At 52.8% G+C, this 13,618-nt stretch carries 15 protein-coding genes and 1 riboswitch; all 15 genes read right to left on the bottom strand.

Features of this window, described 5'->3' with window-relative positions; all coding sequences use genetic code 11:
• Nucleotides 1-36 precede the first annotated feature (36 nt).
• The 15 genes from ABID13_RS04350 to cutC all read right to left on the bottom strand — a co-directional run bounded on the left by ABID13_RS04350 (nucleotide 37) and on the right by cutC (nucleotide 13,598).
• Nucleotides 37-1,092 (bottom strand): sirohydrochlorin cobaltochelatase, encoded by a 1,056-nt coding sequence (locus ABID13_RS04350; protein WP_048930240.1) that lies wholly within the window; start codon nucleotides 1,090-1,092, stop codon nucleotides 37-39.
• A gap of 336 nt (nucleotides 1,093-1,428) precedes the next feature.
• A riboswitch (cobalamin riboswitch) is annotated at nucleotides 1,429-1,635 on the bottom strand.
• A 136-nt stretch (nucleotides 1,636-1,771) separates the two neighbouring features.
• Nucleotides 1,772-2,056, bottom strand: a complete 285-nt coding sequence (gene eutM / locus ABID13_RS04345; RefSeq protein ID WP_007859079.1) for an ethanolamine utilization microcompartment protein EutM — start codon at nucleotides 2,054-2,056, stop codon at nucleotides 1,772-1,774.
• 37 nt (nucleotides 2,057-2,093) lie between these two features.
• Nucleotides 2,094-2,780 (bottom strand): phosphate propanoyltransferase, encoded by a 687-nt coding sequence (locus ABID13_RS04340; protein WP_048930241.1) that lies wholly within the window; start codon nucleotides 2,778-2,780, stop codon nucleotides 2,094-2,096.
• Between the two features lie 15 nt (nucleotides 2,781-2,795).
• Entirely contained in the window at nucleotides 2,796-4,421 is a 1,626-nt protein-coding gene (locus ABID13_RS04335; protein WP_048930242.1) for an acetaldehyde dehydrogenase (acetylating), read from the bottom strand.
• Nucleotides 4,422-4,446: 25 nt separating this feature from the next.
• Entirely contained in the window at nucleotides 4,447-5,136 is a 690-nt protein-coding gene (locus ABID13_RS04330) for a BMC domain-containing protein (RefSeq protein ID WP_048930243.1), read from the bottom strand.
• Between the two features lie 10 nt (nucleotides 5,137-5,146).
• Nucleotides 5,147-5,788: a cupin domain-containing protein gene (locus tag ABID13_RS04325; protein ID WP_007859087.1), complete on the bottom strand. Its 642-nt coding sequence runs from the start codon at nucleotides 5,786-5,788 to the stop codon at nucleotides 5,147-5,149.
• Nucleotides 5,789-5,836: 48 nt separating this feature from the next.
• Nucleotides 5,837-6,112: a EutN/CcmL family microcompartment protein gene (locus tag ABID13_RS04320; protein WP_007859088.1), complete on the bottom strand. Its 276-nt coding sequence runs from the start codon at nucleotides 6,110-6,112 to the stop codon at nucleotides 5,837-5,839.
• Nucleotides 6,106-6,411, bottom strand: coding sequence for a BMC domain-containing protein (locus ABID13_RS04315; protein WP_048930244.1), 306 nt, complete (start codon nucleotides 6,409-6,411; stop codon nucleotides 6,106-6,108). The genes ABID13_RS04320 and ABID13_RS04315 overlap by 7 nt, the downstream gene beginning before the upstream one ends.
• A gap of 57 nt (nucleotides 6,412-6,468) precedes the next feature.
• Complete coding sequence (eutJ, locus tag ABID13_RS04310) at nucleotides 6,469-7,311, bottom strand: ethanolamine utilization protein EutJ (protein WP_007859095.1); 843 nt, start codon at nucleotides 7,309-7,311, stop codon at nucleotides 6,469-6,471.
• Nucleotides 7,293-7,922: a hypothetical protein gene (locus ABID13_RS04305; protein ID WP_048930245.1), complete on the bottom strand. Its 630-nt coding sequence runs from the start codon at nucleotides 7,920-7,922 to the stop codon at nucleotides 7,293-7,295. Before ABID13_RS04305 ends, eutJ begins: the two co-directional genes overlap by 19 nt.
• Complete coding sequence (locus ABID13_RS04300) at nucleotides 7,919-9,061, bottom strand: 1-propanol dehydrogenase PduQ (protein ID WP_048930328.1); 1,143 nt, start codon at nucleotides 9,059-9,061, stop codon at nucleotides 7,919-7,921. The genes ABID13_RS04305 and ABID13_RS04300 overlap by 4 nt, the downstream gene beginning before the upstream one ends.
• 45 nt (nucleotides 9,062-9,106) lie before the next feature.
• Nucleotides 9,107-9,622, bottom strand: coding sequence for a EutP/PduV family microcompartment system protein (locus ABID13_RS04295; protein ID WP_045092126.1), 516 nt, complete (start codon nucleotides 9,620-9,622; stop codon nucleotides 9,107-9,109).
• Nucleotides 9,619-9,972 (bottom strand): BMC domain-containing protein, encoded by a 354-nt coding sequence (locus ABID13_RS04290; RefSeq protein ID WP_048930246.1) that lies wholly within the window; start codon nucleotides 9,970-9,972, stop codon nucleotides 9,619-9,621. The genes ABID13_RS04295 and ABID13_RS04290 overlap by 4 nt, the downstream gene beginning before the upstream one ends.
• A gap of 73 nt (nucleotides 9,973-10,045) precedes the next feature.
• On the bottom strand, nucleotides 10,046-10,999 hold the full coding sequence (gene cutD / locus ABID13_RS04285; RefSeq protein ID WP_007859103.1) for a choline TMA-lyase-activating enzyme: 954 nt from the start codon (nucleotides 10,997-10,999) through the stop codon (nucleotides 10,046-10,048).
• Between the two features lie 31 nt (nucleotides 11,000-11,030).
• Complete coding sequence (cutC, locus tag ABID13_RS04280; protein WP_048930247.1) at nucleotides 11,031-13,598, bottom strand: choline trimethylamine-lyase; 2,568 nt, start codon at nucleotides 13,596-13,598, stop codon at nucleotides 11,031-11,033.
• Nucleotides 13,599-13,618 lie beyond the last annotated feature (20 nt).

The raw sequence follows: 13,618 nt of genomic DNA, 5'->3' as shown, positions 1-13,618 counted from the left end.
AGCAAACTTCCCCGACCGCCCATTCTTCCTTTTGATTTACTTTGACAGACTTTCAACCGCAGCCTTGGCATGCTCCACAAAGAGCTGCTGTATGGCTTCCATCTCCCCAAGTCCGCGGACAAGGCATGTCACCTCATATCCGGCGTCCTCGAAGGTCTTTTTCCAGGATCCCTCTTCGTCCCCCGCCATATCATTGTTGGCATGATCACCTGCAACAATCATTAACGGCTCCAGCACTACCTTTTTGTAGCCGCCGGCCTGAACAGCTGCCAGAACATCCTCAACCGTGGGAGATGCCTCCACTGTTCCCACATAATAATTGTTATAGCCTGCATCTGTCAGCATGTCCTGCATCTTAGAGTAAACCTGATTGGATTCCGCCTCAGTGCCATGACCCATAAAGCAAATGGCGGTCTCTCCGTCATCATACTCGGCTGTTGCCTCTGTGATAGCCTTGATCACAGCCTTAAAATCATCATCTGTGGTAAGCAGAGGCTCTCCCACTGCAACCTTCTCAAACGCATCCGAGTACTCCGCCACTTCATTCACAAGATCCGTATATTCCAATCCATTCATCAAATGGGTCGGCTGGATCACCAGGTTCTTAACTTTATTGTCAACCGCGCGATCCAATGCTTCCCCCACATTATCAATGGAGACCTGATCCCTGGATTTTACATGGTCAATGATGATCTGGCTGGTAAATCCTCTTCTCACGGAATAATCCGGGAACGCCTTCTCAATGGCATCCTCAATGGCTCCCACTGTAAGACGCCTGTTATCATTATAGCTGGTGCCAAAGCTGACCACCAGAAGTTCGTTCTCACCGATCTCGTCCTGATTTCTGGTATTGTCCAGGGACGCATCACCTGTGTCGTAGTTTTCCTCATCCTCTTCAGCTGTGTTTTCTTCTGCCATTGTTTCCTCTGCTGTTGTGGTTTCTGAATCAGTTTCCTTTGCAGTTGTCTCCGCGGTCGTCTCCGGGGCTGCGCCGGCGGCAGCCGTCTCCTTCTGCCCGCCTGAACACCCGGCCATCACTGTGGTTGACAGGGCTGCTAACGCAAATAAAACTACCAGTTTTTTCATTTTCATCTTCCTTTTCCTCCTTTTTTTGTAACACAATATCGGTCTATAAAAGGTATAGGAATGTACTGGAGGATCCTCCCCAGTATCTGATGATATCTCAAACCGGCAGTTTTTCGCAAAAACAAGCAGCAGAAGTTTTCTTTGCGTGTATGTATCCGCCCAAAGTCTCCTGCCCTGCAAACTATATGTATCTCCAAAGCAAAAAAATCTGTCCATGTCTAAGAGTCAGAAATCCGCGGTTGAAACGTATGCGCCGTTTAAAACATATGAATGGTTTAAACATAGGAACGCTCCGAAGCACCACAGACCGGCACAACCAATTACTCGTGATTTGGAAGTGTATTCCTGTACCAACAGCTGGCAGGTTTCCTGACTTGCAGATCAACACGCATAACCGCCTTCCCAATCCGCTTCGGATCAGTGACCGTACATGACACAGGTCATGCGCTCCTTACTTACAGTGACGAGATCGTACAGGTTTTTCACCTGTTTCCCTATTATCCATTGTCTGCCAAAGCAGACACCGGCACCGGCTGTTCTTAACTCGATATGCTTTATCCTACCACTTAATGGCGAAAAATGCAATCCTTGTATCAGGATGCGGCTGAAAATCAGCCACAAAAAATGCTGCCCATTGGCATGAGCAGCATTTCCAAAACCTGATCTGGTCCCTAACCTGTTACGGCTATACTTCCTTTACAGCCGGAAGAATGACCTCCACCTCCGCATGGGGACGCGGAATCACGTGTACGGACACCAGTTCTCCCACTCTCTGGGCTGCCGCTGCACCGGCATCAGTGGCTGCCTTGACAGCGCCCACATCGCCTCTTACCATTACGGTTACCAGGCCGCCGCCCACAAACTCCTTGCCGATCAGCGTAACATTTGCTGCCTTTACCATTGCGTCAGCTGCTTCGATAGAACCTACCAGTCCCTTTGTTTCGATCATTCCTAATGCATCATACTTCATTTGATTGTCCTCCTGAAATTTCTATTATGTTTTTATTTTATTTAATGATCTTTACAGTGCAAGAAGAATCCAGCCCCAGGGCATTGGCTTCCTCCGTATCAATGTGGCATTCCAGACCGGACTGGCCGGTTACGCGCACAATGGTGTTTCTCAAAATGCCGCCGCGGATCCCGTCTATTTCCAGGCTTACATTCTGTCCGTCATGCACCCCAAACCGGGCAGCATCCTGGGGCAGCATATGGATATGCCGCTGCGCGGCCATCAACCCTTCCTTTGTCTGGACAGAGCCCCTGGGGCCTATAATGGTAATTCCCGGCGTTTTGTCCAGGTCCCCGGACAGCCTTGCAGGAGCCTTGATCCCCAGTTTAAAGGAGTCTCCGGACAGGATCTCCACCTGTGTCCTTGGGCGCACCGGTCCCAGGATCCGGACCTTCTCAATAGCACCCTTGGGACCGCAAATCGTAACTGTCTCCTTGCACGCATATTGTCCCGGCTGGGACAAATCCTTCATCTTTGTCAGCTCATACCCTGCACCAAAGAGATCCGACAGATCTTCACGGGAAAGGTGTACATGACGGTTGGAGATGCCTACAGGGATCCTGTCGTCCTTCTCAGGGCACTGACCACCGGCCTGACCGCTATCCTGACCATTGGCCTGACTGCCCAAAGCATCCTCCTTTGCAGCTTTCATCAAAAGCCTGATTATTGCCTCATACTGATCCATGCTGTCTCCTTTTCCTTACGCATCCTGCTGGTTTTTCATGGTAGTGATCAGCTGGCGCACCAGGGCTGCCAATTTTTCATCTTCGCATGCAGGTGCTGCACCGGATGGGGCCGGGCTGCCCGTATGTTCCTCTGCATGATTCCTCGCTTCATAGGCTGCCACGATTGCCGCCGGACTCATACTCCCTCCGCAGCTTGAGCAGGCCAAAGGCGCCTTGGGAGCGGAAACCGGAGCAGGCATTGAAACAGCCGCGTCCGGACGGAAGGTTTTGTCATCTTCCATCAGGGTTACGCAGTCTTTCAGGCCGTAAGCCACCTTCTTTATATTGATCAGCTGCATGGGACTTACATTCTCCGAAACAGAGCTTCCGCCGCAGGTTCCGCATCCCAGCGTAAATGCCACATTAAGGCCTGTGCTGATTCCTGTTCCGCCCTGGCTTCCGCCTGTATTCACCAGAATCCTGGATGCCGGCTTGGCTGCAAACTTAAGCACCATGCCGCGGTCCTGGGTATGTAAGCTCATGGTATGGCCAATGCCGTTTTGCAGCAGATCCATGCTCAGTTTGCAGGCTTCCTTCCAGTCCTTTACCGTGTAAAATGCCAGCACGGTGGTCAGCTTTTCATAGGACAGCGGGTATCCCTCCCCCACGCCGCCCTGTTCACCGATCAGGACTTTTGTGCCTTCCGGAATAGTGATCCCCGCTTTTTCGGCAATCATCCGGGGAGAGCGGCCCACAAATTTGGCGTTCATGCTGTGGCCGTTTTTAAACAGCAGGCTGCACACCTTTTCGGTCTCTTCCTTTGTCATAAAATATCCGCCCTGGGCTTTTAATTCAGCCACCACCTGGTCATGGTTGCATTCCTCGCAGATGATGGACTGCTCGGATGCACAGATAGTTCCATTGTCAAAAGTCTTGCTGGCTATGATGGTCCTGACCGCATGGCGCACATCAGCAGTCCTTTCAATGTAAGCCGGTGAGTTGCCGGCGCCCACACCAATGGCCGGCTTTCCTGCGCTGTAAGCCGCCTTTACCATGCCTGGTCCGCCGGTGGCAATGATGATGGATACTTCCTTGCAGTGCATAAGTTCATTGGTGGCACCCATGGTGGGCATGGAAATGCAGCTGATCACACCTTCAGGCGCTCCCGCCTCCTCAGCTGCCCGGCCCATTAGTTCTGCTGCCTTCAGGGTACATTTTGCAGCTGAAGGGTGGGGTGAGAACACAATGGCATTGCCAGCCTTTATGGCGATCATGGACTTGTAGATAACAGTGGAGGTGGGATTGGTGGATGGTACGATGCCCATGATCAGGCCAACCGGCTCCGCCACATCCATGGTTCCCTTATCCTTGTCCTCACATATGATCCCCACGGTATTCATCTCTTTTATATCATTATAAAGAAGGGTGGATGCCGCATGATTTTTATAGGTCTTATCAAGAACCTTTCCAAAACCGGTCTCCTCCACCGCCATCTGGGCCAGGCAGGCGGCATGTTCCTCCGCGGTTTTGACCATGTTCTGTAATATCCGGTCTATCTGTTCACTGGTATAACCAGCCATCTGTTTTGCTGCTGCTTCTCCACGGCGTGCCAAATCCCTGGCTTCCTGAATGGATTGCAGATCGTAATCAAAATTTTCCATGTAAGAATTCCCTCTCTTTGCTTATTTACTGCTCTGTCCTGTCATAAAATGCCTTAAACTCCGTCAGCAGCAAGGTCTTATTTGCCTTGGAAATTTCCCGGCCTCCAATGCCAAGCTCCGGGTACTCCCTTGCCAGTGCCCTAAGTTCTGTTACCTTCAGGCTGACAAGAGCCCGAACAGCTGTTTCCGCTCCTGATTCGGCGGCCAGACAGTCCAGTGCGGGGCGGTCCGGGGCGGTTGTGAAGATAATGGGGGGCGTTGGTTCCTCCCAATCCTGTACATTGTCCGCATATTCCCGGTCTTTTGCTGCATTTATGCAGCCTGCATCCTCTACTCCGGCCGCATCCTCTGCTCCGGCCGCACCCTCTGCTCCGGCCGCATCCTCTGTGCTTTCCGCATCCCCTTCAGCCCCAATGCCGCCCGTTGGCGGTTTCCCGGGCGGCGGCCCGCCGATCACTGTCTCCAATTCCTCGTGGGGCCGGGGAATCACATGGCTGGATAGAAGCAGTCCCGCTCCCAGGCGTTCCACTGCTGCCCCGGCCGCGTCCACAGCCGCCTTTACAGCTGCCACGTCCCCGGTTACGGACACATTCATGCGCCCGCCGCCCACTTTTATCGTTTCAAGGATACTGACGTCCGCTGCTTTTAACATGGCATCCGCCGCTTCTATGGCTGCCAGCAATCCTTTTGTTTCTATTAATCCAAGGGCCTGCATCTTCTACCTCCTATACCAGGTCTGCCCAGTTTGCCGGATAGGTGGCGTAGAATATCCTTGCCTTGTCCGGTGACCCCCAGACCACCTTAGAGCCGGACGGGACAAACAGCACATCCCCTGCATGGGCGCAGTACGTTGTTCCGTCAATGGTTACGGTCAGAGTGCCCTCAATCACATAGTCGATCTCCTCATAGGTCAGTTCCCACTGGAAGTCCGAGTGGTCGATCACCAGAAAACCGGCGCTGATATGGGATTCCTCCTTGCTTACCAATTCCTGGAAATAAACCTTTGCCTCCGGGTTTCCCGTGTCAAACACATCCATTTTTACTGAATCACCGCGCACGACCTTAAGGCCATTTGGGTGGCGCTGTGAATCGTAGGGATCAAGGATCCCGTCTAAAAGTCCCTTGTTTAACAATCCCTTATCCATCAGGGCCTTTAGCACCATATAGATCTGGCCGCTGTCTATGTCCCGGCTTATTGATGGGGCATTTCCCCCACCGCTTTCCTTTTTATATGAAAATGTAATTCCAAAGGAGTCAGCTGCATCCCTTGCGGAAGGTGTGATGATCGCGCCCTCACAGATACAGTACTCTGTCTTTCCTTCCTCCTTCAGGGTTTCCACGTCTTTTGCGCAAACCAGCTGTTTCATACCCTCACTTCCTCTCTGCAATTACCGCTGCCTTTTCAGGAGCGCATCTTATGCATGCTCCATATCAAAGGTGCAGTCCTCGTCTATAATTCCAACCACAACGGCGTCCACCGGAATCTCATCATCCTTAAGCATCCGGCGGGCAGAGGAACCTGTGGTAATCATGACCCTGTCTCCAATGCCTGCGCTGATGGTGTCTACCACAACCAGCTGTTCCCCGGCTCTGGCTCCTCCGATCACCTGGGCCAGCATCAGCTTGCAGCCGTTGAGAGCCTCCGCCTTTCTGGTGGCCCATATGTTATCGATCAGTCTTGCAGTTACCACTCTTTCTTTCCCTCCTTCTCCTTTTTGCGTATCTCATCCAGGGCAGCCTCCACAGAAGCCGTGTCACCGAAGATTGCCAGCAGGATCATGTTCTGGGGGCAGTTGCCCCGTATATCCTCCACCGTTACTCCCACTGCCTTTTCCGCCACATCGGCCGCACAGACCATTTCAATCATCCTGCCCTGTATCAGGCCGATGGCATCCGGGTAGTCCATGGTTTTTGAAGCACCGGACCCCTTTCTGCGGCACAGTATGTCAATGGTGCCCTGGGTGGGCGATTTTATGATTCGGTATTCCATTGGTTCTTTCCTTTACTTTCTGCTCAGTTCTCCTTGGCAGACCGGGCTCAGCGTCCGTCATCCGCAGGCGCTCGCGCAATTTTTCGCAATTCCAAGGGGTGTTACAAACATGGGGTTTGCCGGCTTATAGGTGGGGATCCCGGTTTTCTTCTCTATGATCTCCTCGATTCCCGTGAGGCAGCAGGTTCCCCCCACCAAATAGATCCCGTCCACATCCCTGCCCTCAATATGGCGGCTGATGATGGCGGAGACCTTTTCAATCACTGGTTTTAATACCGGCAGCAGTTCCCTGTGGTTTTTCCGGTCCCGTTTGTAAGCATCCGCTTCCTCAAAGGACAATTGATACGCACCTGATATCACCAGCGAAAAATGAGTCCCGCCCGTGGGTTCATCCGCCACGTAAACCACCTTTCCATCCTTCAGCACTGAGATGCCTGTGGTGCCTCCTCCGATATCAACCACAGCGCCATTTCGTATATTCAGGACCGCATTGGCTGCAGTAGGCTCATCAGGCAGGGCTGTGATCTCAAAGCCCGCACCCTGGACCACATTTTTGATGGCGCCGGAATCCAGGGCATCCGTGCCCGGAGGAATGGCGGCCGCCGCATAGACCAGTTCAGTTCCCAGCTTTTTCTCCAGTTCTTCCTTCATTTCCCTTACAATACGGATCGCACCGATGTAGTCCACCACCATTCCGTCCCTGACCACATCCGCATAGCGGTAGGAACCGGCCACCGGGCGGAGATCTTCATCCAGGACCGATACCACCACGCAGGCAGTTCCCAGATCCACACCCGTATAGTATACGGCGGAGTGTCCTCTTACAGGTTTTTTGATCACGTTTTCAAACTCCCTGACCAGCCGGTCACAGGCTTCAAATGTTAATGCTTCTTTTGACATGTATTTCCTCCAAACGCCAGACAGATCATCTGGGACAGACGGTTGATCACAGGGTAAACAAGTTTCCTTTGGTGTTCGGGGATCTTTCCCGCCAGTTGGCGCAGGGTACACCGCAGGAGATGGAGGCGGACAATCTCACGCCCTCTGGGGGATTGGGCGTGAAATCCGGTGACTTCAAAGCAGTCTTCCAGCAGACAGTCCCAGTTGTCCGGCGTGATACCCGCACAGCCTGTACATTCCGGACCTTGGGCCGGGCGCTCCTTTAAAAGTCCTGCCACCCGCCGCTCCAGTGTGAATATCTCCTGGGCGGTAAGTACATTGATCTCCAGCAGGTCGGAACCTGTCTGCAAAAGCAGCGCCTGAACAGTTCGGATGAAGGCGGCAGTGTCCGAAGAAATTTTGCAGTCTGCCCCAGATAACCTGATGTCCTCTTTCCTCCCCGGCCCGGCTTCCCCCGGATCCGGCGGGTTGAAATCACAAATCCTGATTTGGCGGTCAATGAGAAATTGCCTTCCCCCAGGGGTCAGCCGTTCCTGCGGCATGATCACATAGGAGGTAAAGGGCACGGATTTATAGGCCAGGCGCAGGTCATCCTCTGTTATGAATTTCATCCCAGGCCCCCTTTGCAAAGCCTCCCATATATGTCTTCCAATTCTTTCAGTTCAGGTTTTCTCGGATTGGTCGCCGTACAGTTGTCCTGAAGTGCCTTTCCTGCCATATCTTCCACCCACTGTCCAAATTCTTCACGCTCTACTCCCAATTCCGTGACCTGCTCCGGAATGCCGATGCGCTTCATCAGATTCCGTATCTGCCGTATAAGACAGTGGACCGTGGCCTTCTCTGTACCGGCGGAGATCCCCAGCATATTGGCTATCTGGGCATAACGCAAAAGCGCCTCTGTCTCACCGGCCTCCTCAAGCCCTGCATTGTATGCGATCACGTGCGGCAGCAGGATGGCGTTGCTTCTCCCATGAGGGATATGGAAACGCGCTCCCAAAGCATGAGCCAGACTGTGGCAGATTCCCAGGGAAGCGCCGTTAAATGCAACTCCCGCCAGGCAGGAAGCATTGTGCATGTGCTCTCTGGCCTCCATGTTGCCTCCATCCGCCACTGCCTGTTCCAGATATTTCCAAACCATGCGGACCGCTTTTTCCGCGCAGGCGTCCGTAAAGTCCCCGGACCTGGTGGAAACATAGGCCTCCAGTGCATGGGTCAATACATCCATCCCCGTATCCGCTGTGATCTGCGGCGGCACGGTGGCTGTAAGCTCAGGATCCAGAAAAGCCGCATTCGGCACCATGGCAGGATCCCTCAGGGGATATTTGGCCTGTGCCTGGGGATCGGATATCACCGCAAAGGATGTGACCTCGCTTCCGGTCCCGCTGGTAGTGGGAACTGCCGCCAGGTACGGACGCTTTTCCTGCTTCATGGCCGCATAAAGATGGCACACGGCCTTGGCCGTATCAATGGCCGAACCGCCGCCTAAAGCGATCACGGTATCCGGTTCAAACGCTCCCATTTCCTCAATTCCCTGTGTCACCACCTGGATGGTGGGATCCGGCACAACCTTTGAAAAGATCCGGCTGTCAGCCCCTGTCTCTTTTAACAATCCTGCTATCTCCGCTGCTTTTCCTGATTTCTCCATAAATGGATCGCATATAATATATGCCTTTTTGATTTCCAGGCCGCTCAGCCGGGAAAGACATGCTTTTCCCATATAGATCTTTGTGTTCATTATAAATTCTTCCATGTTCTGTCCCTCCTTTCCGTCAATCATTCTATAACATTGGCTCTTTCATTCCGCTTTCTCTTTTATTCCGGCTGCCTCAAGACAGCCTTTCACTTCCCTTCCCAGTGCTTTCAGACCTGTCTGGTCCAATATGCTGGTCCTTAGAAAGGGGTTCCTGATTCCGGCCCTGGCAAGCTGCTTAAAACAGGCCTCCATTCGTCTGCCATCCGAAGCCGTCAGGTCGCATTTTGTGACAACGCCCAGGACCGTACAGGGAAACACCCTGGCAAATCCCGGCGGATAAATCTCTCTTTTTCCCGTGGAATCCGCCAGCATCAGCACACAGCAGGCGTCCTGGGCCGCTGCTATGAGGTGATGGCGCATCCAGGGACTTTCCAAATAGGCGCCCGGCGCCTCGATGACCGCGCCCCTGTACACCAGGGTGGGAGTACGCCTGTTCCAGCTGTCCGGGTTTTCCCCCCGGGCAGCGCCCGGGAACCAATCCTGTTGGTCCAGCCATCTTCCCAGGGAGCTTTTCCCGCTCCGCCCGGCTCCGATTATCATGATCCGCTTATTCCTCACGTCCTTGTGATCTCCGCTACATTAAATCCCAGAAGCCCTGACAATGTACTGTTTACCGCTCTCAGGGCCGTATCCACGCTTTCCACATCCCCGGTAACCACCACGGATCCGGTGAACCGGTCCAGGAACCCGATCTGCACATTGGATGCTTTGGCCGCAATATCCGCCGCTATGATGGCTGTTTCAAAAGGACTTAAGGTCAAAATGCCAATGGCTCCCAGGGCATCAATGCCAAGGCACTCATAAACTTCCGGCACCGGCGAGGCGATCACATGTGCAATGGTCACCTGTTTGCCCGGCACCGATTCCTCAATCACTCTTCTGACATCCCTGTTATCTGCAAGGCACATCCCTGTCAGCTCCTTTCCCAACTGTTTGCGGCATCCGGTCCGCCGCTGATCAGTGGCTGGTCAGTACTGCCGTTCAATGCCGCACCACCTTGACAGGGAAATCGTATTCCCTGATCCATCCCTCGATCCGGTCCAGCTCTTCCCCGCTGAGGCTGGGGTCGCCCTCGATGGTGTATGGCTTATCAAGCTGTTTATATTTATTCACGCCCATCTTGTGATAGGGCAGCAGGTCGATCCCTTTAAAATTCTTGCTGCCCCGGTAGGGAAGGAGGAATTGGATGATCTGGTCGATCTCCTCCCTGCTGTCATTGATCCCTTTTAACATGGGCATCCGGACTTTTACATTGTGCCTGTGGCGCAGCAGTTCATTTAAGTTAAACAGGATCAGCTCATTGCTGATGCCTGTGAGTTCATTGTGGCGGACCGGGTCCATATGCTTCATGTCATAAAGAAACAGGTCCACATACCCGGCGATCTGCAGCAGCTTTTCTGTCTTAACATGGCCGCAGGTTTCAATGGCTGTGTTGATGCCCTCCTCCTTGCAGGCCATAAGCAGGCTTTTGGCCGCCTCGGGCTGGGAAGTGCATTCCCCGCCGCTTAGGGTCACACCGCCGCCGGACGTCTCATAAAAGGCGGAGTCCTCCTCCACCAGCTTTAACAGCTGGGAAATGGTCTTTGTCTCTCCTGTTATCTCAAGTGCCGACTGGGGACAGCTGTCCTTGCATTTGCGGCATCCGATACAGTCAATATCCCTCCGGATCATATGCGTTCCGGTCTCTTTTGACAATACGTGGATACCCACCGGGCAGACATTGACACAGGCGCCGCAGTCCGTACAGGAATTCCTCTTAAACATGACCTGGATTTTCCTGTCCAGCCCCTCAGGGTTTGAACACCATTTACAGCGCAGAGGACAGCCTTTAAAAAACACAATGGTACGGATTCCGGGGCCGTCATACATGTTGTACTTCTGCACATTAAAGATCAGGGCTTTCCGTTCTATCTCTCCCGTATTTGTCTGTTCCATCTTCCTATCTCCATTCATGGCATCAAACGCCTTAAAAATGTGTAAGCATGGTTCTGCTTATGATCTCATCCTGTACATCCTTGCACAGCTCCACAAAAAAAGCGCTGTAGCCGGCCACCCGGACGATCAGGTCACGGTACTGTTCCGGATGCTTCTGTGCCTCGATCAGGGTGTTGTTGTCCAGGTAGTTAAACTGCATCTCGCCGTTGCCCAACATGCAGGCCGTGCGCAGCAGGGTAACCAGGCTCTCCTCACCCTCCGGGGTGTCTAAAAGTCCTGCCATGATCTTAAAGTTATGTACCATTCCAATATTCATACTGTCATTGGACATTTTGGACACGGACTTGATAATGGCTGTCGGTCCCTTGTAGTCGGCGCCCTGGCTGGGGCTGATCCCATCGCTGAGCGGCAGCCAGGCATGGCGGCCGTTGGCGGAGGCTCCTGTCATCTGGCCAAAGGGGGTATTATTGGAAATGGACAGGGTTCCGTGGCTCAGAACAGAATAAAGAGTCTTGTATTTCCGGTGCTCGTGCTCGGTAAAGGTCACCAGATCAGCTGCGATCAGGTCGGCGTAATCATCATCATTGCCGTACTTGGGAGCGTTCAGGCAGTCTGTGCGGATCTGCTCATAGCCTTTAAAATCCGCCTTTAATGCTTCATTCATCTGTTCCAGCGTGTATTTCTTATCATCAAATACCAGCTTTTTAATGGCTGCCATGGAATCCGCATAGGTGGCCAGGCCGGACCAAACCACGCCCGGTCCAAAGTTGTACATGGCTCCTCCTGCTGAGACATCCTTTGCTTTTTCCATACACCCCTCGTACATGATGGACATGAGAGGCTTTGGCGCAAGCTCCCTGTGGACGCGCTGGGAGATCACCGTGGCCACATCCGTCCACTTGGTGATGTACCTGATCTCTTCCTTAACCGCTGCCTCAAATTCTTCATAGGTCTTAAAGCCGCTTAGATCCCCCATGTCCGGGCAGACCTGCTTGCCGTACCACAGAGGCGTGCCGTGGTTTAACACCAGCTCAATACAGATCGGCCACTGGGTATAAGCAGTGGAGGTCCACTGGTACAGACGTCCCGATTTCTGCGGCTCCACGCAGCCCATAAGGCAGTAATCCCTTGCATCCTCAATGGATACGCCCTTGGCCAGCATCATTTTAATATGGGCATCGTCAAAATGGCAGGCTGGAAAGCCCATGCCAGAACGTACCACGTCCACGATCTTTTTCAGATACTTTTTCGGGGACTTATTGTGGATACGGCAGGCCAGAGACGGCTGATAGATCTTCACATGGCGTACCGCGTCCATGAGCAGGTAGGTCAGTTCATTGGTGGCATCCCTTCCTTCCCTGGTCACTCCGCCCACACACATGTTGACAAAGGGCTGGTAACCCGCAAAGAACTTGGAGCCGCCTTCGCTGGTGATCCACATCATCTCAGACATCTTGATCAGCATACAGCCCGCCAGTTCAAAGGCCTGGAAATCGTTCAGGCGTCCGCTGTCAATATCCCCCTTATAATAGGGATACATATACTGGTCCACACGGCCGATGGACATACCGGTCTGGTTCTCCTCCACCACCAAAAGGGACTCAATGGTCCATACTGCCTGTATCGCCTCCCAGAAGGTCTCCGGCTTATGAGCGGGAACACGGGTATTGACCCTGGATATTTCCAGCAGTTCAGCTTTTCTCTTGGGATCTGACTCCTTTTGAGCCAGTTCCTTTGCGTATTCGGACATCCTTCTGGCATAGATCATCACGCCCTCTGTGGTGTCCATAATGGATTTATAAAAATAGATCTTTTCAATATCATCAGGGTTCTGGTAATCCAGCTCTGCCAGATGATCCATGGCCTCCTTCTGGATATCCAGCATTCCCTTTTTCATCAGGATCACATCATAGCCGGGATTGGAGTCACCGCCTCCGTTTAATGCGTGGTAGGAACAGTCGGAAACAAAGGACTCACCGGAAAGTTCCCAAACACCGGCTTCGCGGTACTGGTCCTCGCAGTACTCATCCACGGATTTCCCTTTCCAGAACGGAAACAGTTCCTCCCTCATGATCTTCTTGTCTTCCTCTGATATGTAGAATGGATCCTGTGGTCTGGAACCAATCGTGTCGATCTCGTCCTCCATCCATCTCCAGGCAATATCCGGTGAAAATGCTCCTGCCCTGGGCGCGCCGCAGGGTGCGCCTACAATCAGCTCATGGTCCTGGATAACCAGGGGAGCCGTCTCGCAGCAATAGCGGAAACATTTGGCCCGAAGCATGATTTTAGGCATTCCCGGGTTTTCACCGGCAATCTTTGTAATGGCTCTTGCCCGGTGTGTTGTGATGGTTGGTTTATGGGTAAGGTAATTATCCTTCAGTGCCTGGAGGCGGGCCGTCATACCGTCCGGTATGGAGGTTCCCTCTGTAACGATCCGGTCAGCCGCAGCCCCCTGTGAAGCCTTGCCTGTCTGGTCAGCCCCTACTTTTGTAATCTCGTCAGAAACAGCTTCAAACATCTTCATCAGTGAAGCTTTTTCTTCCGGAGACATGGTCTTTGCGGCTTCCGCCAATTTATTTGAAAATTCACGAATATCCAATCTATTCCCCTCGCTTTCAG

The organism is Enterocloster citroniae, from assembly GCF_040545455.1.
In the GTDB taxonomy this organism is placed as follows: Bacteria; Bacillota; Clostridia; order Lachnospirales; family Lachnospiraceae; genus Enterocloster; species Enterocloster citroniae.
The sequence above is the reverse complement of the archived record's forward strand: the minus strand, read 5'-3'. Positions and strand labels throughout refer to the sequence as shown.